Raw genomic sequence first — 22,833 nt, forward strand, 5'->3', positions numbered from 1 at the left:
TTGGTGCTCTTCGGTGGCAATGTCAGTAGTCCGTCAATTTTGACGATTAATGATGTGGCGTCAACAACTGTGGCGCCGACGCCGGCTCCAACTCCAGCAACATCAACAGCAACCCAGTTTGTTTTTAGTGCGGCTACTTTCACCACTCCGGAATCATCTGGCTTTGCTACGGTGACAGTCAATCGCATCGGTCCCAGTACGGCTGCCGGAACCATTAGCTACAGTACTCTTGACGGCAGCGCCCTATCAACTGGAGGAACTGCGGCTGATTATGCGTCTACTGCTGGTGTACTCACCTTTGGCCCTGGGGTAACTTCCACGACGTTCAACCTCTTTGTCAATGCTGATACTGTGCCTGAAATGACTGAGAGTGTTAACCTATATCTCAATAACGGCCCCGTCGGCACTCCGTCAACAGCAAGACTAGACATTATTGACGGTAGCAGCAGTGCATCTGGCAATGTCTTCCAGTATAGTGCGTCTGATTACGGCTCGATCGGCACTCAGGGGGGCAGCACAACGGTTACAGTTACTCGCTCAAGCGGCTTGGGTGCAGCATCGATTGATTATATTATTCTGGCGGGGACTCCAGGCGCCGGCCCTGCACCTGTATATGGTACCGACTACCTGCTTAACCCGGGCGGCCCCACTGGCGGCACGTTGTCCTTCGCCGACGGCCAACTCAGCCAAACCTTTACTCTTCAAGACAACCTATTTAGTACCAATAATGGGATTGTGCGCTTAGGTCTTGCTAACCCCACTGCGGGCTACAGTTTCGGCAGTACAGCGGCAACAAGTATCACTCTCATCTAAAGCTATTAGTAGGGCGAGGAATCCTTGCTCTACTAATATGTCCCGCAAGTAGTTAAATGCTTTTTATCAGTCTGATTCCTCACTACAGCTTTTTTCAAGAAAGCGAGGTACGCGGGTAAAATCTTCGCTGTGTGACAGTCGCTGGCACCGACAACTAATGGGATTCACCTACAGACATGATTGTGGGCGGTCTCGACCCGAATCCCATTGCTGGTGCTAGTTTCGTCACCTTCAACCCATTTGCTACTTCGGTCTGATAGAACCATTTCAAGGTCGTACTCTTAGATGCTACGCGCGTTATTGGAGTACGACCTTTAACCCTTGTATATTGAAAGAATTAGATGGCTATTTGTCCTTGGGTGGGGATTTTTGAGATTGTTGGTTTTGGGCAATTATTGTTGGTAAAACCCGTCGCTAAATTTATCGATTGGATATTATTGTTTTTTTGTGCTTACCTACTTAATCCTTAATTTGTTGATAAGCTTGCTGACACTGTTCAAAAGTTGAGGCGGAAGCTTCTGTATTCCCGAAATATAGTTGCTGATGTATTGTTATCACAGTTTCGTAAGGCACTGGCTGGGGTAATTGCTGGATTAATTCCAAATATTCGCCATCAGTGCGACTGGGTTGGTGAACCACGGTTCCCGCATCATTTAACCGCTGCAACACCGCCATGTAAAGACAGCGGCAAGCTTGGCGGTATTTCCCTTGTTGCTGCAAATTTTGCGATCGCAACAACCACTCTGCTACCGACAAATCGTTAATTGTTTTTTTCGCACTTCCATCAGTTGTTTGATTCCTCTTTTTGAAATTATGAATATAAAAACGTAACAGTTGCCAAATCTGCCAACTCGCCCAGACTGCGAGCAATGCTAAGATTAACCAAAAGGTGGCTTTAGCGATCGCCCCTAAGATGGGGGAATCAAACCAAGATGGCAATTTGACATTCGGTATATTTTGGGCAGTTTTTAGTTCCCACCACTCCTGCAATCGCTGTTGCGACTGTCCTAATTGCCAACCAAAATTAGTTTTCTCAAAGGAACTTTCAGACATAGCTTTACATCAATGAGTAATTTTTTGATTGCGGATTGGAAAATTTTTTCTTCTATCATTATCCCCAAATTCCCGACTTCTTAAAGACATCGGGGATAAGAAAGCGCGATCGCATTTTACGTTTGATTAGGTTGACTTAAATGCCGAGTTATTGTCCCTAATCCAAATCGCCGCGCGATCGAGAATCGCATTTGATCGCATTTGACTGATAGTCTTCTACAGAGGCGATCGCCCAACCGATAGAACTCAGTTTTATTACCACATAACTCTGTTTTTTGTCAACTATTTATAGACCCAAAATTGATTTTATTGAATTTTCCTTCTTCCTCAAATCCGTTATATCCCGATTCAGTGCGCGTTGCCGAACTGCCTTATGCCATAACTTTTGGGATACTTAACAGCCTCATAAGAAATTTTATAAAGATTTACAAAAGAAACGTGTCAGAATGAAGACAATAAGGTAATGGGTAAAAGACAAGGAGGCACTGATGGTAGCGCTGACTGAACGAGTCCAACGCAGATTGACGGTGGAAAAAGTCGAAATTGCCCCTGATACAACGGCAATTCGATGCCTGGACTGGGATAGAGACCGCTTTGACATCGAATTCGGACTCAAAAACGGTACAACATACAACTCATTCATCATTCGCGGTGAAAAAACCGCCCTCGTCGATACCTCGCACGAGAAGTTTCGCCAGCAATACATGGAAACTCTGACGGGCGAAATTGACCCGAAAGAGATTGACTATCTCATTATCAGCCACACCGAACCAGATCACAGCGGTTTAGTCAAAGACGTGCTGGCGCTGGCACCCCAAGCGATTGTCGTGGGGGCGAAAGTAGCAATTCAATTTTTAGAAAACCTTGTACACCAACCATTTGAGCGATTGGTAGTAAAAAACGGGGACAAACTAGATTTAGGAAACGGCCACATTATCGAATTCGTATCGGCGCCGAACTTACACTGGCCCGATACTATTTTCAGCTACGACAGCAAAACTCAAGTGCTGTTCACCTGCGATGCTTTCGGGATGCACTACTGTTCCGACAGCACCTTCGATGACGATTTAGCAGCAGTTGAGGAAGATTACCACTTTTATTATGAGTGTTTGATGGCTCCCAATGCTCGATCGGTACTCGCTGCGATGAAGCGGATGGCAGAGTTGGGAGAAATCGGTACAGTTGCGACCGGTCACGGGCCGCTGCTGCGGCACAATGTGGTGGAACTTACCGGGCGCTACAAAAAGTGGAGCCAAGCGCAAGCTAAGGCAGAAACCACTGTAGCGGTATTTTACACCTCCGACTACGGATTTAGCGATCGACTCAGCCAAGCGATCGCCCACGGTATCACCAAAACCGGTGTCGCTGTGGAAATGATGGACTTGAGAATCGCCGACTTACAAGAAGTTGCGGAACTTGTCGGTAATGCTGCCGGCATCGTAATTTGTTCGCCACCGAGTGGCGGGACTGCTGCTGTGAATGCCGAAGCCGCAATCAACACAATTTTAGTTGCAGCTAACAACAAACAATCTTTCGGTTTGTGCGAATCTGGCGGCGGCGATGACGTATCTATTTACCCGCTGCGAAACAAGTTCAAAGAGTTGGGTTTAAAAGAAGCATTTCCCAACATTTTAATTAAAGAATCACCGACAGAAGCGAGTTATCAACTTTGCGACGAAGCCGGCACCGACTTGGGACAGTGGCTGACGCGGGACAAGGCGGTCAAACAGATGAAATCCCTCGACAGCGACCTCGATAAAGCTTTGGGACGGATCAGCGGCGGACTGTACATCATTACCGCTCAAAAAGGCGAGGTTAGCGGTGCGATGCTGGCTTCTTGGGTAACGCAGGCAAGTTTTAAACCGCTGGGTTTAACAATAGCAGTAGCGAAGGATCGGGCGATTGAATCGATGATGCACGCGGGAGATAAATTTGTTCTCAACGTGCTCGAAGAAGGCAATTATCAAACTTTGATGAGGCACTTCTTAAAGCGTTTTGCTCCTGGTGCCGATCGATTTGCGGGAGTTAAAACTCAACCAGCAACGAACGGTTCTCCCATTCTGACAGATGCTTTGGCCTACATGGAATGCGAAGTAGTCAGCCGAATGGAACTTTCGGATCATCATATCGTATATGCGATCGTCGATAGTGGTCGCGTCTCCAATCCCGATGCACTGCCGGCCGTTCACCACCGCAAAGTCGGAAATCACTATTAGGAAGTCAGTTGACGGTTGACAGTTGACGGTTGACTGTTGGCAGTTGGCAGTTGTCAGGTGCAAAGGGGAAATTCAACGATATATTCATTGACTGTCTGAGTCAACACACCCCAAACGTATTAGTAAGGTGCGTCAGCCGATGTTTTATTCGACTTCATCATCGACTATCTACTGACGCACCCTACAATTACAGTCCAAGACACAATTGGCTACGCAAAAACTCTCAACTTTGGGTGCTTGTGGCGCACCTTACCCGGTTCTGGGTGTTGGGTGCGCCACAAGCAGCAAACCGGGCAAACCGTTGTCATTTAGACTCCATTTTAACTAGGGGAATTGCCAATGCCTGCCAATCTTTTAGAAGACCGAGATTACACAATTATTATTGCCAGAAGCGATGCCAGCAGAGACCCTCAACATCCTTGGTACGAGGAGTGGGTAGAAGCACAGGCATCTCTGATCGACTTAGCAAAAAAATGTCAGGAATTTGACAGCGACGGCATCACCCTTTACGAAGCTTCTACTCCTATGTGGAAGTATAAAAATTCAAATGTTGCCCGGTTAGCTGAAATTTTGCAGCGACAAAATACGGAACCGGATTCAGAAAACCCGACTGCCAATAATTTGGAAGAAGCTCTGAAAGCAACTTTTAACGATTATTTCGCAAGCAAACCAAATCCCAAAGGGAAGAACGGAGCAATAATTGTTGCAGTCCTAGATCAAAAACCAGAAAATACCGCTGCTGTCGCTGAAATTATTGTAAGTGCGGCCAATAAAATAGAGCAAGATGAAGAAATTGGAGTGAGCTTTATCCAAATTGGGGATGATTTGAAAACCAGGGAATTTCTGACTGACCTGGATACCAATTTACAGGGTCGAGGCGCAAGGTTTGACATTGTAGATACCAAGTTTTGGCACGAAATCAAAAGAAGTTCAGTAGTTCAGTTTCTCATAGGTGCAATTAATGACTAACACTTTGACTCCTAGGCTCGCATCTGATGCCAAACCCCGCGACGTGCAGTTTATCCCGATCGCACTCGATACTTTTATTGTGCGATCGCGCACTTGGGACAGACTCAAATTTGAAGTCGAGTATTCGCTGCAAAAGGGGACGACAGCCAATAGCTATATTATTCAAGCTGACAAGACTGCTTTGTTCGACCCGCCGGGGGAATCTTTTACTGAAAATTACCTGGAATTTTTGCAGAAACGGGTGGACTTGACCAAGCTGGATTACATAATTTTGGGGCATTTCAATGCTAACAGGTCAGTAACAATTAAAGCTCTGTTAGACTTAGCTCCTGAAGTAGCTTTGGTTTGCACTAATCCCGCCGCAATTAGTTTGCGCGCCGCTTTCCCCGACCAAGAATTAAACATTTTGATCGTTCGGGGAGAAGAAACTCTCAACTTAGGAAAAGGTCACGCCTTAAAATTCATCGCGACTCCAACTCCCCGTTGGCCCGATCAACTTTGCACCTACGATCCGCACACTCGAATCGTGTTCACTGACAAACTATTTGGAGCTCACGTTTGTGGCGACCAAGTATTCGATGAAGGGTGGAGCGTTTACAGCGAAGATCGGCGCTATTATTACGATTCCCTGCACGCATCTCAGGCAAAACAAGTGCTGACGGCAATGGATAAATTCGCCGATTTACCAGCAGCATTTTATGCTCCCGGTCACGGCCCGATCGTCCGTTACGGCCTTAATGAACTGAGCAATTTGTATCGGGAATGGAGCCAGCAACAAAATTCAAAAGACTTGACAGTTGCTTTGATTTATGCTTCTGCTTACGGAAATACGGCTACTTTAGCCCAGGCGATCGCCAGAGGAATTACGAAAGCCGGCGTTGCGGTGGAAAGTATCAACTGCGAATTTGCCGAACCGGGAGAAATTAAAGAGGCGATCGAAAAATGCGCGGGATTTATTATAGGAACCCCGACGCTAGCAGGACACGCTCCGACGCAAATTCAAACTGCTTTGGGAATTGTTTTATCTACCGCAACTAAGAGCAAATTAGCGGGGGTTTTCGGTTCTTTTGGCTGGAGTGGAGAGGCGATCGACTTAGTGGAAAACAAGCTGAAGGATGCTGGCTATAGAATTGGATTTGAGCCGATTCGAGCCAAATTTAAGCCGACGGCGGCGACGATTCACGAGTGCACAGATGTGGGAACAGATTTTGCTCAAGCTTTGATTCGATCGCAAAAATTGCGGGCACCGAAACCGCAGTTAGCAGCAGGAAGCGATCGCACTGAACAAGCAGTAGGGAGACTCGTAGGTTCGCTGTGCGTAGTCTCGGCGAAGCGGGAGGATGTCACCAGTGCGATGCTGGCTTCCTGGGTGTCGCAAGCAACTTTTAATCCCCCTGGCGTGACGATTGCGGTGGCGAAAGATCGATCGATCGAATCTTTGATGTATGCCGGAGATAAATTTGTGCTCAACATCTTAGCAGAAGGGCGACAGTTGCGGAAGTATTTCATGAAAAACTTTGCTCCGGGAGAAGACAGATTTGCCGGAGTCGAAACAATGGAAGCTAGCAACGGCTGTCTGGTTTTGACTGATGCTCTAGCTTATCTGGAATGCCAAGTGATAAGTCGGATGGAATGCGGCGATCACTGGGTAGTTTATGCGGCGATTGACAACGGTCATTTGCTGCAAAATGACGGGGTGACAGCGGTGCATTACCGGAAATCGGGGACTCATTATTAAGCTACGGCTAGGACACGGCAATGCCGTGTCCTTACAACAAATACAGCAGATTGCAGGTTGATCGAATATAGATCCGAAACCCGGAATTAGAGTTGGCACTCATAGACACCGCCCCTACAGAAACAGGTTTATTTGTGCTTCACTTACCTGAAAGGTGCTGTAAGTGCTTTATTAACAAAGAATAATGGGTTAAACAAAATAAGCTCAATGCCAGAACACTCGCCAGAAGAACTTTGCAAAATAATGTTTGGGCTAGACTACACGAAGCTAGTAGCAGCGAATCCATCGTGGAAAGATACTTTTCAAAAAATTTTAGATCTGAGAACAGTACCGCAAGAACTATCGGGAGATAAATCATCAGGCTGCGTGAGTGACAGTTCAGCAAAAGAATGTCTAACTCCCTTTGAGCAGATAGAGATACATAACATTCGGGGAATAAAAGCATGGGGAGACCTTCTCCGATCAGCCTTTCCTTGGGAAAAGACGCTATCAGTATTAGACCCTATACTAGGATGTTTAAAAATGAACAAGCACTCTATCCAAATTCATAGGCTAGAGAAAGACTTAGTTTATTTGACTGCCATGAGCATTGATAAAGGAGCTCAAATTTTTATTACCTTTCCAGTTTCTCCTATTTCTTTAGGAATCTTAGCAGTCACATATTGGGCTCATCTGCTTAGGGAAGAAAGAGATATTTATCGGACTCATCATGCAGAGGCAGCAAAAGACTTTGCTATTTGGATTAGACCGAAGGATCGTGGTAAAATATCGCATTTGAGAACAACTAAAGCATTTAACCTGATAGATAATGAATATACTAAACGCAATCTAAATAAGCGAATTGCTTGTTTACCTATCCATAAGTTTGAGGAATCATTCAAAAGTAAACATCTGAGAGTATTTATGGCGCGATCGCTCTCTGAAGCCGTTGACTTATTGAAGACCTCTAAAAATTGCTCTCTAGTTGTCATTGACGATCCATCAGGACGCACTTATCCATCTCCCTCTGCCTATGGAAGCCAAGCCTTTGGCTTGGCTAGCCTTTGTCGGCAAAAACGAATCCCTATGGTAGGTATTGTTCCTCCTTGGACTCTGCAAGATATTGAGTACCATGAAACCAATACTTCACAGGGAATTCTTCTTTGGCCTATCGACTTCTTCGCTCTGCGCTCTTATCCCGCCGAGCTGGGTATTTCTGCTAAAAACAGGGAACAGCTTCATCCTATAGAGGAAAGCTATTTGCTACTTGAAAGAAAACGCCAATCTCTCAATGAAACACAGGTAACAATTAAAACTTTTAACTTTGATACAGAAGATGAAGAAAAAATTGCGGAGCTTTTTCAAGAATCATCAAATTTACTGCTAGACTTAGCCAAACAGCCTCACTGTCGTGGTGTTTGGGGTACAGGATGGAAAATATGGCGATATCTCGCAGCTCCTGTCTTACCTTTTTATCTGCTCTGGGCACAGTTTATTGAAGGCGCACTTAAGCAACTAAATTCTGCTGTTAACCAATCTAAAGATTCCCAAGCAAAAATTTTATATAATCTCCTCTCCTCTCTGGCGCTGAGGCTACAGAAACTTAAAGCTAATCCCTTCATTCAAATCATTAAATCAGCCGAGCCAGAAACTATTGTAGCTGTTGAAAATGCAGAAATAGCCAACGCCTTAGAACAGTTTTTAATGGGAAAGCGCAGTTGTTTATCAACGCCTAAAATTTTACCAATCAGCGAGGTGCGGGGTTTAGGCGGAGAAAAGTTGATAGTTATAGGTCAGCCCAAGGCTTGTCACCGTGACATCTTGCAAACGACTTTATTTAGCAAAATAGATGTGTTGCTGTGGTCTGTATTGGCTGAACGTGCCGAACGTTGGTGGAGCAATTTAGAGGTAGATGCTAGAGAATGGCATCGAAAAACATGGCGCAAGCTAACTGAAAAAGAGGAGGTAGGATGTTATAGCTTTAGCCTTCACCAACCAGAGGTTAAGATAATTAATTACGGAAACTTAAGGCTGTTTAATAGAATTAATTTATCGAAACTTGAGGAAAATTTTAATTCTTTGGTTGGAACAGATTCTGAGGCGAAATTTAACGGAGATATTGCGAGAACTTTAGAATCTCATTATCTAGTAAAGTTTGAGCGAGGATTAAAAATTAGGGTAGCACCGGGATGCGAGTTCTTAGTATTATCGGGTAGACAAGCTCTGGTTGTTGCTATCAGAGATATTGCTGCTGGGACAAAGGTTGTATTGTTTGATGGCATGAACCGAGATGAGTTATTCGCTCAGAAAGCGGGTTTGCTTGAGGATACCAAAGTTAACTACCTCTATCGCATACAATTAGAGGCTTGGCGTGCAATACTGAAGCAGCACGTAAAAAACTCAGATTTACAAACAGTTGGTCGAGAACTCTCGATTGATACAGGTCTACCTATTAGTCAAGAAACAATTGAGTATAACTGGATGAGCGGTGATGACCTTCTTAGCCTCCCCCGTGAGAAAGAGCATTTCTTTTGGTTTATACCGCCACTAGCTCGTTCTGGTTTTGAAGAGTTTTGGCAACAGGCTAATGAATTAAGGATTAAGCGTAGACAACTCGGTCAGGTAATCTCTGCTTGCGCTCAAGAAGGATGGAAAGATCGAAAATTAGATGAAATTGTCTTTCGCTATCAGCAAGTTTTTATTACAGTTGGTGAATTGAAAGATGCCATGCAGATACTAACGGTACAGTCACCACCTCAACTAATTTCTCAAGTACCCGAATATCCTATTAATCGCCTTTTTAGGGCATGAAATGTCTTTTAGCAAAGCCACCCATTGACAGTAACCTATGGGATGGCTCCTACCCTAATGGGCGTTTTTGTAGGACACATACAGAAAATAGCACTGTGCGTATAATTCGTGAACAGATTAGCTTGACTTAAAAATCAATATCTACTATACTGTTTTCCAAGGTAAGCTGTATAAAGACCATACAGGAGTATGATGGAACCGGAATCTATCCTAACTGACCAGGGGTTGAATGTATCTGACTCTCCGAGACAAGAAGAACATTTGCAATTTATTGAAAGCTTTTACAGGCGCATACGGGGTCATGTCACGGGGACATCGGAGCACCGAAGCTCAATTCAAGGTTCCACTGAGCCGCGACGCTTAATGCCCACCGCATATCTCTCGCCCCAGTCACCTCCAGCCGCTGTGCCATCCAGCAGCCAGCAGCAGAATAATTTTCGCCCTAGCAACTGCGGTTTAGCTATTAACTTAGCACCGGATTGGGAAAAACAACAGTTGCCTATTGAATTGAAAGTTCGCTTTAGTGTTTTCCTGCCTAAAATCCAAGTTACCGAGAAATCGCTGCGCCCTATGTGGCAGCGTTTTAATATCTCTGCGGCTATCACTTCAAATATTCAAGACTTAGTTACAGAACAGTCACCTTCCCTTTCACAACTAAAGCAGGATATTGACCATCAGATAAAAAAGGTAATAGAGGCACATAAAAAAGACCCCCTCGCTTGGTTGTTTGGACTCAATCGGACTCTTGATAATTTAACCGACAAAGAAGTTACATTTGCCAAGGAAAATCCCCAACAACTTCAGGCTGAACTGCGTCAACGAATTATTAACAAAAAGAATACAAAAAAGAAGGAAAATACCTCTACAGATGTGGAAACTCAGCCGGGGCAAGTTGCTCCAGTTGAATTTCAAATTACCGTAGAAGTTCAAAAGCGAGTTATGGGCAACCAGACCCGAATCCGCCTATTTCTCAGAAACAAGAGCGAACAGAGTGGTGGGTTTGACGATCCCAGAGATACAGGTTTATTTGGGGCTTACCTAGAAATTAATTTGCCCCAAGCAATGTGGCATCCTGTAGAACTATCTCGCTTTCAGATATCTTATCAAGTTGACTCTACGGTTCCCGCGCAGGGAATTAACTGTACACCAGGAGTTGAACTTGAACAAACTCAGGATAGAGTTCGCATCTGGACTGAGTTTCTCCCCATTTATTGGCAAAAGAGACTTTACACGGCTGGAATTCAAGCCCGTTTTAAGGATTTAGCAACGGCAGCGGGTGACGCCGACCTTCTGGTACTCAAAACTATTTGTCAAAGGATGCGGGATTACCGAGATAGCTGGCAAACCTTGATTGAGCAACAGCATCCGCAGACTGGGGGAACAGAATATAACTCACAAGCTCAGCAAGATTTGGACAATTTCAAACAAGAAATAGAACGCTTTGACTTAGGAATTAAAGTGCTGGAGGAGCCGTTCTACGCGATGCTTCGACAAGCTTTTAACCTGATGAACCAGACGTTTGTCGATATCGATGAAAAGCGGAACCATCGGGGCAAGACTGCTTATGAAAACTGGCGACCTTTTCAGATTGTCTACATCGTTTCTAACTTAGCAGCACTAGCAGCACGACAATGGCCTCAAGACTTTGCTAACAATCTTCTAGCCCAGATTAATCATGCCGCTGTAGTTCACTTCCCCACAGGTGGCGGTAAATCTGAGGCGGTTATGGGAATTATTTTGACTCAAGCTTTTTTCGATCGCCTCCGGGGTCGAGATTGGGGCATAGTTGCTTGGTTGCGCTATCCCTTGCGGTTGCTAACTTACCAACAGCTTCAGCGTTTTCTGGATACGCTAGTCGCTGCCGATGAAGTTAGAAAGAAGCAACCAAAATTAGCAAAAACCCGTGAATTTACAGTAGGCTATTACGGGGGTCGAGCTAACAGCCCTAATTCTCTAAAGTCTGTTCCTGATGAAGTTCAGAATTCAACACGACAGGCTCGCGAAAAAATGCAGGCCGATCTGGGAAAAGTTCCCAGGTATCTGACTTTAGCTGATGTCGGATACTACGTTCCTGAATCAATCCAGCAATACAGGATGGTGATGCGCTGTCCTTACTGCGGACTAGAGGAAGTCCACACTTTTATTCATAGAGCCACCAATGAACTCCGGCATCGTTGTGGCCCTCTCAATCAGCCTTTACCCACTGGCGCTTGCGGTCGTGAAATTCCACTCTATATCGTTGATGAGGATATCTACAGCCAATTGCCAACTTTATTAGTAGGAACTCTCGACAAAATTGCAAACATCACTTTCCGTCCAGCCAGTCGCACTTTATTTGGGGCTGTATCTGATATTTGCTCCGTACATGGCTTTGTTGCTAATAATACTTGTCACAAGCAGGACTCAGTTGGCGGATGTACTCGCAGACAACTTAAACCTCTCTCCACGCCACCCGTTGACCCCGGCATTCCTCTAGTTTTTCAAGATGAACTGCACCTACTCCGCGAGGAACTGGGTACATTTGACGGTCATTATGAAGCTCTCATCGATGCCATTCACCAAGAGCGGGGAGCGATACGTCCAAAAGTTTTGGCGGCTACTGCTACGATTGAGGGAGCAGAACAACAGACAAGACATCTTTATTGGCGAGAACTTTCTCAATTTCCAGTGCGCGGGCCTGCTCAGGACCGCAGTTTCTACGCCAACGCTCACAGCAGATATGTCACAAGAGGCTTTGTTGGTTTGCGTCCTACTTCTGCTAATCCACTTGATGCAGCAATGGCTTTGATTCAGGCACTTCGGACTGAGTTAGAAATTATTCGCAGCAATCCTGCTAAGTTCAAATTAGAGTATGGATTGGGAAATTTAACAGATGATTCTTTCCTGCAACTGGTTGACGAGCATGACCTTTGTTGTACCTATGTCAACTCCAAAAATGATGGCTCTGATATTCGACGCTCCATTAATGAACAAGTAAAAGCCGGCCTTCGGGAAGAGTTTGGGGAAGAGCGAGCCAATGCGATGCTGCCAGAGGCAATTACCCTCACTGGAGATGACGGCATTGAGGATGTTAAAAAAGTTCTAAAACAGATGGAGACATCTCAGCTCAACCCCAATTTGAGCGAATCAGAGCGACTATCAGATGTGGTTGCCACCAGCCTAATTTCTCACGGTGTTGATATTGACAGACTCAATTTGATGCTATTTTACGGCTGGCCTAACACAACCGCTGAATACATTCAAGCTTCGAGTCGTGCAGGACGTACTATGCCTGGATTAGTGTTTATTTTATTTCGCCCTCAACGCGCTCGCGAACGGGCAATTTTCGACTATTTTGTCAAAACTCACGAATATTTGGATCAGATGGTAGAAGCTGTCCCCATTGACCGCTTCGCTCACAATGCTCTCTACCGAACTGCTTTTGGTTTGCTGTTAGGTCGGTTACTTCACATAGATGGTCCTGTAGCTCGATCGGGAAATCAGGTGAGCGACTTAGCACAACTGGACAAGATTGACAAATTGCGGGAGCTAATTTATGGCACAGGACAAGGGCGATCGCCCATCGACTTGAAAGCTATTGTCGCCAAAATTCACACAACTATTAATCCTGACGGGTTGCCGGAAGGACAGGTTTTTGATACACCGCTCGATTTAGTAGAAGATGCTTTTGTGTCTCAGGTCGATCGCATCGTACAAGACCCTAATGAACGCAAAGATGTCACGAGCGGTCTGACAAAAGATGATATCGCTCATAATTTCCGCTTGCTGCTGTCTCTTCGAGATGTCGATGCAGGCATTGAAATTAATGGATACTAACTACTTTAAATAAATTGGAGAACACATGAGTAAACAATCGCGCACCTTTTCTAAAGGCAAAGTATTGCACAGCGTTGAACCAGGAAGTGTTGCTACAATTCCTGTCGGCACTATTGAAATTAACTGTCACTTTGCCCGCAGGGTAGTTGACCTCAGTAAAGATGTGGAGGAGGCTGTACGTCAAGAACTCACTCGATGGAAGCATTTAGATGCTCAAATGGAAGCTTTCCGCAGACATACAGCAGAGTTTGTTCCTGTACTCACTCAATCGGTTAAAGGTCGCAGGTTGAAAGCCAGAGAGTGCGCTAAGTGCGGAGCTATTCGCTACATGGGTCAGTGGAAGGGAGATTCAGATGCTCCCTGTCATAATTGTAACCATCCAACTCTCAATGAAATTCCGTTTGTTTTTGCCCATGTAGATGGCACAATGCTCCAGTTATTCCCCATTGACTGTCCTCAACACAGTTATCAGTATTTAGTTAAAGAAAGGGGTGTTTATCCGCGTTGGCGGTGTAAAGTTAGTGGCTGCACTCATGCAGCTCCAATTGTTCGCCCTCTTCCCCCACAATCCATTATGAAGCGCACAGAAGTTGTTCAATCAATAGAATCTGCTACCGGAAATTCTCCCAATCCGATGATGCGTCTTACCACTATTTCTGATAACAAGCTTCAGGTAGTTCATTCCATTTCTCGGATCAACCCAACTTCCAATGTAGAGAAGTTTTTAGCATTACCTGAGTCTCTCGGTACTCTTCTAGCAATACATCTAGATTACTTCGATAGTCAAAGCAGAAGTCTGTCTGAGCTGACAGAAGTCCTTCGCGTCCTCGGTCAAGGCACTCAAGAAGACCAGAAAGATTTGGAGCAACTTATTAAAACATTAAAATTGAGTGGCTTAGATGACGAAACAATCCAAACTATCTTGACTAACAAACGACAAGTTCAGGAGAGTGATGCGGGTGGCACAGTTGTGGCAGAATTAAGAAAAGCTCTAGCGCGTTTTTCCGAAAATAACGCATTGCAACTTCTAGGAGATGCTCAGGCAGAAAGAGAAACTCGCGATCGCAAAGAAAATCTAACATCAGATCAAAAAAATGCTGGTACCCTTCGAGAGCAACTGAGCGATCGTGCTGTTCTCATGGATTTGCAGCGTGAAAGCCTCGATGATGCTGTGAAGCGCCTCAATAAAATTAGCTCTCCTTTCCATGCCAATCTCTCAGATGCCGGGACTTTAATGCGTAAAAGTTTAGGTATTAGCCAGGTCACAGTCATTCAAGATTTGCCTGTCTTGCATCTTGCCTATGGATATACTCGGCTTTCTCATCAGCCTGAAGCTGCTGTCCTGTGGGCTTTTGACAAGAAAGGTTTTGATTTGGCTGGTGAACAACCCAAAGGAAATTGGATTCCTATGCCCACCTACAGGCTCAAAACTGAAGCACTTTTCTTTCAGTTTGATGCTAAACGGATTGTTAAATGGCTTTATGCTAACAATCTAGCTCCCGAGCCCGCTACTATTGCCGAACCTACATTTTGGGTTGTAAATCATCACAGCCAAATCACCAGTCGCAGCGGCCCTGCCTTTGACGATCGCCTTTCTCCAGCTTTTCTGATTCCCTGGCTGGTTGGTTCGGCTCTACACAGCGCTAATCATCTTTTAATTAAAGCGATCGCAGACCAAAGTAGCTTTGGTGAAACGGCTATTTCTGAGCATCTCCTGCTAAGCCTCAACCAAACCATCATCTTTGTCAATCGCCTTCAAGAGTTTTCACTGGGAGGACTGAAAACCTTCTTCGAGCAGCGTTTAGATCAGGCATTCAACAGCCTTCTACAAGAGCGGGGAGACTGTATGTTCGATCCCGATTGCGAAGAAAGGCTAGGCGGAGCTTGTGCTGGATGCTTGCACCTACCAGAAGTCGCCTGTCGCCTCTTTAACAACGCTCTTAGCCGCATCTTGCTTTACGGCGGTGAAATTGGTACTAACATGGAGGGAGTCGAAAAAACCCTCTGGCCGGATTTAGCTTCTGTTGTTGGGAGTGACCAGTTTATCGGCCTGTGGGATAGTCGTTTGGATTAAGCTTTGGTTTTGAGCAACCGTGGTTGGGATTGAGCCGATCAATACCGTTGGCCAATTCAAAAACAGGTCTATTGAGGCGTTCGCTGGCCTCGAAGTTTTTTATTTGCGTTCATCTGCGGTTTAAATAAAACCGATTTACTTCTCCTCAGCAGTCTTTTCCGGCCACAGATAAATAGCGCCAGAAATCAAAGTTAAAGCCACAGAAACCCAAAAAGCAATTAATGCGGGAAAATTCCACGCTTCAGACAGAGGAGCAATTAAAAGTGCGATCGCCACAATTTGACTTACCGTTTTCAACTTCCCCCAAATATTAGCTCCCGAAATCGTAGTTTTATTAACACGCCACCCCGCAATTGTCAACTCCCTGCCCAAAATCAAAAACACCCCCCAAGCCGGGACTCTGCCCAACTCAATCAACACTAAAAGCGGCGCGAGGACCAACAATTTATCCACCAAAGGATCGAGAAACTTACCCAAATCGGTAATTTGATTCAGCTTCCTAGCCAAATAGCCGTCCAGCCAATCAGTAGCTGCAGCTACCACAAAAATTGCGGTGCAAATCCAGCGGCTTTGAGCGCTTGGGTCGTACAAACCGTAGAGCAGGAAAGGTACTCCAAGCAAGCGAGAAAAAGTAATCAAATTAGGCAAATTCATAATAGATAGGGCTAAGGTTAACTGGAACATTAAACAAAGGTATGTAGTTGCGCTTTAGCGCTCTTTCCTAAGCTAAGAGCGCTAAAGCGCAACTACATACCTAAAATTTAACCCTATTTGTGACAGTTGGTCTTAGTCCTAATAGAAAGAAGTTCGGCAACGAAGCAGTGTAAGGGATTTAACGGATGTAACCTATCTCAGGAAGAAGTCAGAAGTCGCTCCTGCAATTCATTAACTGTCGATCCAGTTTTCTGATATAATCTCTGCCGTAAGATTGATTTTCTAATCCTTGTACCAGATTTTCTGGCAAGTCTTGGGCAATTTCATTGCTACAGGAACCAGCAGCTAAAGCAATAGTTGCTACCGTATCAACATCTCCCGAAAAAGCAATGCAATCTTGGAGCAGTTTGCTCATACTATCATTTCGCATGACCGCAGTAATAGCTGCTCTAACACAGTCCAAACCTTTAACGCTGACTTCTCCTTGCCAAGGTATCGACCACTCACCAGCGACGTGCCTTTCTAGAAAATTTCCCAAATTCTTCTTTAAACCTAGCTGATAAATAAAGTAATGGGACATCAAAGCGGCCGCTATAGCTGCTTTAATGCCATCAGGAGTATTGTGAGTAATTGCAGCTTGAACGGTAGCATTTTCGATGACTTTTTCAATAGTAGGAAAAATGCCAATGGGGCCTGATCGCATCGCCGATCCGCTTTTATCGCTAGCAGAGTAAATTTTTTCTAAGAATTCTTTTCCGTCTTGAACTTGTAGCAAAAAATTGTAAAACTTCCCAGCATAACCAAATCGCCGATCGCGGTTAAAAGCTGCAACAAATTTGCTGGCTAAAAGTTCTGGTGTCCAAGGTTCTCGGCTGACGATAGCTTCTGCGACGGCTAAACTCATCTGCGTATCGTCTGTGTAGCATCCAGGCTGGATGTCGTGACGGGGATGCTTGATGTAACCGTTGAGATTGTTGTACAATTCGATCATATCCTTGTCAACAAATTCAAAACCCGCACCGTAAGCGTCACCAATCGCTAATTCTATTAACATATATTTAATCCGTTTCCAACTATTTCATCCCGTGTTTTTTCCTAAAATTTTAAATCCAAAAACAACCCAAAACAGTAAGTCTATTAACACGCACCGTTTTTACTCAAGACAACCAAAATTGTTTTGCAAATCAGAGTGATGTCGTAGACAACAGACCACTTGCCCTGATAGTCGAGATCCATGCGCACAATCTCGTCAAAGTCTTTAACTCTAGACCGTCCGTTGACTTGCCACTCCCCAGTCAGACCTGGTTTGACATTTAAACGTTGCCAGTGGAACTCGTCATAGGCAGCAACTTCATCGGGAGTTGGCGGTCGAGTTCCCACCAAACTCATGTCGCCAACTAACACATTCCAGAATTGAGGTAACTCGTCCAAACTTGTGCTCCGCAAGAAGCGGCCGACGCGGGTAATTCGCGGGTCATTTTCATTCTTAAAAATGTGACCCTTGGCTTGGTTGCTAACTAAATGTTTGAGATTTTCTGCACCGACAACCATCGATCGAAATTTCCATATTCTGAAATGTCGCCCTTTGAAGCTGCAGCGGACTTGACTGTAAAGCAGCGGGCCCGGATTGTCCAACAGCATCGCCACTGCCACCGGCACCGCCACCACAGCAGTAATTGCCAGTCCCAGCAGCGCACCCAAAATATCGATCGACCGTTTTACCTTGCTCGTTACGGAGCGGTGATGCTGTTGTTTTGATACACAGACTTTGTAAGTATATTCTTGAAAAAATAAGGACAGCATTTCTGATAATGATGATTTCGACGAGGCACCCATCGGAAATTTCATGTGATTTGTCTCAAGTTTAACGATCTCTTACGTCCATCTTATTAGCCATCTCAAATCTGCAGAACCTGAAATGCTGAGCTTTGCACAATCTTTAAAAACCAATAACACTTTTATAAAGTTTCTATGTATTTTTTATAAAAACGTATAAAGTTTATGTAAACTTACGTACATTTACAGAAAAAAGTTAGTCCTGGACGCAAAAAAACCTGGTTTCGACTAGGACTCTTCCCGGAAGACAGGGAGGATTCTACTGAGAAACCGGGTTTTTTGCCGTTTAGCGATAAATATCAGTGCGAACATCCCAAGCAAGTGTTAGCGGCTCTAACAACTTTTGCTGGCTGCTAGAGGCGAGTTTGCCTAAATATTCGCGAACAACAAAGGCGTGTTCGAGATTCAACCGATAACCCCGCGCGACATCTTCAAAGAAAAGTGGCTCAGCCCAAATTGCTTCCCAATCAGGATTTTGCCTCGACTCCTCGGCCAGCAGCATGAAATCTTCCTCCGCAGGCACAAGTCCCGCCGGCAAACTTCCTTCCAAAATCCGCAAAATCCGGGGTTCGCAGGTACGGGTATTCACGCCTTGGCGTTCCAACAACTGCAAAATTTCCTGAAAGCTCAAAGTTTCCCCGCCCAAAACCTTCATTAATTCCCACAGCAGAAAAAAGTCGCTGTACTGCTGTTGCGACACATCCAAAATGTGAGGATAGAGAGCCAAACTCGCCAACCCGCAGGCAACTCGACCAAATTTTGGGGGGGAATTTGTACTTTGAGATACAGAATTTAATGCAGAATTATCAAGCTCAAAAATATCTCGATCGACCTGCAATTCGTGGTCTTGAACCACGATCGCATTCGGCAGCTTCTGCCGCAACCAGCGGGCGATCGCAGGCCAAGCACCCATACCCCCCGCACAAATCGCCTGATTAATCCCCGCCGGCGACATTCCCGCGCGGCTGAGCAAAGCATTCAATTCACGATTCAACTGCTGCACAAAAGGCACTAAAACCAGACTTTCTAAATCTTTGCGCTTCACATCCCAATGCTGCTGGCCAATATCCAAAGCAAAACTTTTTTGATGTTGCAAAATAACTTTTATTTGCTTTGCTGCTTCTAACAATTGCAGACCAAAAGCAGAACCTTGTAACCGCTGCTCCAATTGATAGCGGTTCGGCAAATCTGGATGCCCCGGACGTGGCAAATCGATCGACATTCCCCAAGTTTCATTTTTAGCCAACAACTGACAGATAATATCCTGATCGAAAGCATCGCCCGCAAAACCAAAACTCTCGCAAGTAAAATCAGCACGAGTTAAATCTTGAAGATTGGACGGCAACTCAACTAAAGCTAATTCCACCGTCGCCGCCCCCGCATTCAAAATCAAAGTTCCTCCGCTAAAAGACGAAGCATTCACAGTCAGCGGTGCAGCTTCTTCACCGCCCTTAGTAGAATCCACGGCTGACGACTCGACTTCCATGCCATTTTTCACAGGAGTTACAGCCGCAAGCAAAGTGGCGATCGCATCTTCCACCACAAAAATTTGCGAACCAGAAGCCACCAGAGACGCGCCTAAAACCGCCTCCCGCAGATTGAACATATAAACATCCGACCAGCCCGCAGGAGTCCCCAAAATTACACCCTGCAAGTCTAAAAGCGCCGCATCGAGAGTTTCTGGCGTTAGTCCCGAAGCCCTACAAATTAAATTGGAAACTGGCAATCCTGCAAAAATCGTCCTTGGTGCAGAATCCAAAACTTCCCCCGATCCGTCAAATTTTTGTCCCCGCAAACTCGGATTCAAAGTAGCCAGCAGCGCCCGCACACATTGCAGCGGCAAGGCGATCGAAAAAGCCTGCAAGGGCGACCACTGCAACAGCGGTTCGTACATCCCAGCAGCCTCCCGCTGATAAGGAATGCCCACCTTTAAAGGCAATTTAAAATTTTCCAGTAAAAATTCTCCAGCAGCCAAAGCCTGGGGTCGGAATCCCACCGACTTGACTGTCACCTCTGACCCGGGGCTACCTGGGGCTGTTTCCGCCAGCACCGCAGCCGAGGGAATCCGAAAGCTGGCGTCTGCTGGGGAACCCTCAGCCTGCGATGCTTCCCAGTAAATCGGGTGCAACTCGCCGCTGGTGCGATCGAGCAAAGCCGCAGACAGGCCACTGGAACCGAAATCAATGCCCAAATACCAGCTAGAATTCCGGCGTTCTCTGGATGGGGCGATCGCACCTGCTGCAGAATGCCCAGCCGAGTCTTGCTGCTGTGTCCCGGCAAACTCGCTAAAATCGGTTTTCCCCTCAACAACTCCTGCTTTACTCTCTGTCGAAATTAGGTTTTTTTTTTACTTTCTGGAGGACTCGATCCCAGTTCGTTAGTTTCGGCAGTTTCTGCAGGGGGAGAATCAGTCAAAGGTCGATCGGTCTCGCTCAAACTAGCCAAAATCTCGTCTAGGGTCAAATTCGATTCGTCTTCCTCAGCAAACAAATCATCCTCAAGTTCGTCTTCCAAAACAAAGGGTTCATCATCCGAGGAGAGTTCCAACACATCGGAGAACAAATCCTCCAGCGTGCCGAGTTCTTCCTCTGCCGCCTCCGCAAAGGGATTGTTTGCAATGCCTTCGGGGGGACTCGCCGATAAATCCAAGTTGTTAGCGGCTGAGAAATTCGATCGCCCGAAGCTAGTATTTTCCAATCCCTCCAGATTGTAGAGGTCTGCCTCCAAAAGTTCCAGAGTATTGTTGTCCAAATTTAGAGCTCGATCGAGGTCATCTTCTAATGCCTCGACAGGCAGCAAATCCTCGTCCGGCGAAGCTTGGATGTACCCATCATCAAGCCGTTGCGAGGATGAGTCGAACTCGCCAGTTTGAACGTCACCGGCACTCGGCACACGGGACTCGGCACTGGGGAGGTTTGGGCTAATTTCGGCAGGCGTTCTCAACGGCAAAGCTGCTGATTGAGGGACAGTAGCGCCGAACTGCTCGCCTCGGTTTTGAACCGTTTCTAGATTTTCTCGATCGTCCGCGTCAATTTGCAACTCAGCAGTTGAGGGTGGTGCTGCTGAAACTTGAGGTAAGGTTGCCACTTGCGGTTCAAATAAATCGGCACTATCTAAAGTTAGAGCGTCTACAGAATTACCCATTACAAAGTCTGAATCTTCATCTACTAAAATCTCTTCCAGAGATTCGCCTTCCTCCAGCAAATTTACAAACAAATCTTCGGTCATTTTTAGCGACTCGGCAGTTTCTTTATCCGTCGCCGATTGATATTCTACACCTTCACTTTTGGTCTCAATTACAGTATTCTCTACCGGGAAAGTTTCGCTTTGTAATTCTACTTCAGGAACCGCTTCTCCAGCGAACAAACTTGCATACAAATCCTCAATCTCTTCCTCTTTTTCTGTTAACCTATTCTCAGATTCACCGCCAGTAAATCGAGTTGCATTTCGAGATATTTCTGGTGTAGAACCCAACAAATTATCTTCCAACTCCGGGAGCAAAATAGGGGATTGAATGCGGTCGCGTTCGCGCCTCAACTGTCCGTATTGCGGAGAAATTTCTGTACCGGCGTAGGGAAATCTGTCTTGTTCTCCGAATTCACCGGTGCGAATTTCCTGCACCGAGTCTCCCGTCTGAGTCTCTGCGGCTGAGTGCTCGATCGCAGTATTTGAAAGGGCGGGAGCGACAGAAGATTGATCGGCTGCGGTTGGGGTGACGGTTTCGAGATTATTTGCTAAATCGATCGGCTGTTGAACGTAGGAAGACGCTTCTCGCCCCAACTGTGACGCCAAGTGGTTGACCAAAGCCGCGAACATCGCCTCGCTCTGCTGGCTCAAACCGTACATATTTTCGAGTTCTTGTCTCAAGGAAGCTTGATAGCTTTGCAGATTTGCTTGCAAAGCCTCGAACACGATAGCCATCCTAGAATCGAGACTCATCAGCAGACTGTCAGCATGAGATTGGAACAGTTGCATTTGCTCCAACCTCTGAGCCGGCGTCAGCAGCGGGTGTTCTTCTGAGGTTTGTCGGTTAAGTGTTACGTCAATAGCCGATTGTTCATCAGGCGCACTGCCCAAAGAGTATGGTGCTGCGCTGCTTTGCAATAACTGATTTTCTAGGGAACTTAGAATTTGAGAGAAATCGCTAGTCAAGGTTTCTTCCAAGCGGGCAGTCAGTACCTGCAAGAATTCACCAATGATTTGCTGTTGGTTGGCTTGTTGCTGAGCTAGGGATTGTTGCTGCTGCCGTTTTGCTTCTAGCTGTTTGATTTCTTGAATTAGAGCTTGCTGCTCTTGCCGCAGAGCTTCTATGTCTTCTTGGAGCGGCCCTGTCAGGCTGGAACGCAGGTGGCTGATTTCTCCGGTTACGGCAAGCATGATTTGCTCTGCTGCTGAGGGGCGAGGGGGGGACAGAGGCACTTTGGGAACTGGAACTGGTTCGGGGCGGACATTTGGGCGCGCGGGGGCCTTTGGGGCTGTTAGCTTTGAGTCTGAGGAAACCAGATAAGCACGAACTCGCTCTAAAAGTTGGCGCTGGTGGACAGTATCAAGAGAACCCGTCCAAGGCAAGCGGGGTGCGGGCTTGCTGAGTACCTCGTCTATCTCAGCAATCAGTGCTTGAATTTTGTACTTCTGAGAATTCAAGGGCGGAACCTCTGGGAATGCGGCTTGGGAGAAACTTTACCGAAAAAAGACTGAAGTCAGGCGGCAGCGATGCCAATAGATAGAATAATCTGAATGCGAGTCCGTCAATAATTCACTAATATTTTCTGACAACTGTTAATTAACGTTTTGTCTTCGGATAACTTCTATTGCCTATGATAGGTTAGCCGGTACTTCCGAACCAAATGCCTGCTTCTATCAATTGCAAGTGC

The 22,833-nt window shown here is 45.8% G+C and carries 13 protein-coding genes; 7 read left to right on the forward strand and 6 right to left on the reverse strand.

Features of this window, described 5'->3' with window-relative positions; genetic code table 11:
- The coding region (locus QUA25_RS09790) for a Calx-beta domain-containing protein (RefSeq protein ID WP_333037268.1) at window positions 1-813 on the forward strand (813 nt) is incomplete at its 5' end.
- A gap of 459 nt (window positions 814-1,272) precedes the next feature.
- On the opposite strand, the gene QUA25_RS09795 is transcribed toward QUA25_RS09790, so the two are convergent.
- Entirely contained in the window at window positions 1,273-1,866 is a 594-nt protein-coding gene (locus QUA25_RS09795) for a DUF4129 domain-containing protein (protein ID WP_333037269.1), read from the reverse strand.
- A 488-nt stretch (window positions 1,867-2,354) separates the two neighbouring features.
- Between QUA25_RS09795 and QUA25_RS09800 the strand changes: the two genes are divergently transcribed.
- From QUA25_RS09800 to QUA25_RS09825, 6 genes are all read left to right on the forward strand, one after another.
- The gene (locus tag QUA25_RS09800; RefSeq protein WP_333037270.1) at window positions 2,355-4,082 is read left to right on the forward strand and encodes a diflavin flavoprotein; all 1,728 of its coding nucleotides are present in this window, start codon (window positions 2,355-2,357) and stop codon (window positions 4,080-4,082) included.
- Between the two features lie 339 nt (window positions 4,083-4,421).
- Window positions 4,422-5,051, forward strand: a complete 630-nt coding sequence (locus QUA25_RS09805; protein ID WP_333037271.1) for a hypothetical protein — start codon at window positions 4,422-4,424, stop codon at window positions 5,049-5,051.
- Window positions 5,044-6,789, forward strand: coding sequence for a diflavin flavoprotein (locus QUA25_RS09810; protein ID WP_333037272.1), 1,746 nt, complete (start codon window positions 5,044-5,046; stop codon window positions 6,787-6,789). The genes QUA25_RS09805 and QUA25_RS09810 overlap by 8 nt, the downstream gene beginning before the upstream one ends.
- 207 nt (window positions 6,790-6,996) lie before the next feature.
- Window positions 6,997-9,579, forward strand: a complete 2,583-nt coding sequence (locus QUA25_RS09815; protein ID WP_333037273.1) for a hypothetical protein — start codon at window positions 6,997-6,999, stop codon at window positions 9,577-9,579.
- Between the two features lie 363 nt (window positions 9,580-9,942).
- A complete protein-coding gene (locus QUA25_RS09820; RefSeq protein ID WP_333037274.1) occupies window positions 9,943-13,395 on the forward strand; it encodes a helicase-related protein in 3,453 nt (1,150 codons plus the stop codon).
- A gap of 25 nt (window positions 13,396-13,420) precedes the next feature.
- Complete coding sequence (locus QUA25_RS09825; protein ID WP_333037275.1) at window positions 13,421-15,469, forward strand: hypothetical protein; 2,049 nt, start codon at window positions 13,421-13,423, stop codon at window positions 15,467-15,469.
- Between the two features lie 135 nt (window positions 15,470-15,604).
- Here QUA25_RS09825 and pgsA read toward each other — a convergent pair whose 3' ends face one another.
- From pgsA to QUA25_RS09850, 5 genes are all read right to left on the reverse strand, one after another.
- Entirely contained in the window at window positions 15,605-16,123 is a 519-nt protein-coding gene (gene pgsA, locus QUA25_RS09830; RefSeq protein ID WP_333037286.1) for a CDP-diacylglycerol--glycerol-3-phosphate 3-phosphatidyltransferase, read from the reverse strand.
- Between the two features lie 208 nt (window positions 16,124-16,331).
- Window positions 16,332-17,177: an ADP-ribosylglycohydrolase family protein gene (locus QUA25_RS09835; protein WP_333037276.1), complete on the reverse strand. Its 846-nt coding sequence runs from the start codon at window positions 17,175-17,177 to the stop codon at window positions 16,332-16,334.
- A gap of 83 nt (window positions 17,178-17,260) precedes the next feature.
- Entirely contained in the window at window positions 17,261-17,971 is a 711-nt protein-coding gene (locus QUA25_RS09840; RefSeq protein WP_333037277.1) for a sugar transferase, read from the reverse strand.
- 274 nt (window positions 17,972-18,245) lie between these two features.
- Window positions 18,246-20,150 (reverse strand): hypothetical protein, encoded by a 1,905-nt coding sequence (locus QUA25_RS09845; RefSeq protein WP_333037278.1) that lies wholly within the window; start codon window positions 20,148-20,150, stop codon window positions 18,246-18,248.
- 143 nt (window positions 20,151-20,293) lie between these two features.
- Window positions 20,294-22,603 (reverse strand): hypothetical protein, encoded by a 2,310-nt coding sequence (locus QUA25_RS09850; protein ID WP_333037279.1) that lies wholly within the window; start codon window positions 22,601-22,603, stop codon window positions 20,294-20,296.
- Window positions 22,604-22,833: the final 230 nt, after the last annotated feature.

This window comes from Microcoleus sp. Pol17C6, from assembly GCF_036701145.1.
In the GTDB taxonomy this organism is placed as follows: domain Bacteria; phylum Cyanobacteriota; class Cyanobacteriia; order Cyanobacteriales; family Microcoleaceae; genus Microcoleus.

Bases quoted from the DNA above. Each gene is read 5' to 3' on its own strand.
- QUA25_RS09825 (WP_333037275.1), top strand. From the start codon at position 13,421: ATGAGTAAACAATCGCGCACCTTTTCTAAAGGCAAAGTATTGCACAGC.
- QUA25_RS09815 (WP_333037273.1), top strand. From the start codon at position 6,997: ATGCCAGAACACTCGCCAGAAGAACTTTGCAAAATAATGTTTGGGCTA.
- QUA25_RS09795 (WP_333037269.1), bottom strand. From the start codon at position 1,866: ATGTCTGAAAGTTCCTTTGAGAAAACTAATTTTGGTTGGCAATTAGGA.
- QUA25_RS09820 (WP_333037274.1), top strand. From the start codon at position 9,943: ATGCCCACCGCATATCTCTCGCCCCAGTCACCTCCAGCCGCTGTGCCA.
- QUA25_RS09810 (WP_333037272.1), top strand. From the start codon at position 5,044: ATGACTAACACTTTGACTCCTAGGCTCGCATCTGATGCCAAACCCCGC.
- pgsA (WP_333037286.1), bottom strand. From the start codon at position 16,123: ATGAATTTGCCTAATTTGATTACTTTTTCTCGCTTGCTTGGAGTACCT.
- QUA25_RS09800 (WP_333037270.1), top strand. From the start codon at position 2,355: ATGGTAGCGCTGACTGAACGAGTCCAACGCAGATTGACGGTGGAAAAA.
- QUA25_RS09835 (WP_333037276.1), bottom strand. From the start codon at position 17,177: ATGTTAATAGAATTAGCGATTGGTGACGCTTACGGTGCGGGTTTTGAA.
- QUA25_RS09805 (WP_333037271.1), top strand. From the start codon at position 4,422: ATGCCTGCCAATCTTTTAGAAGACCGAGATTACACAATTATTATTGCC.
- QUA25_RS09840 (WP_333037277.1), bottom strand. From the start codon at position 17,971: ATGAAATTTCCGATGGGTGCCTCGTCGAAATCATCATTATCAGAAATG.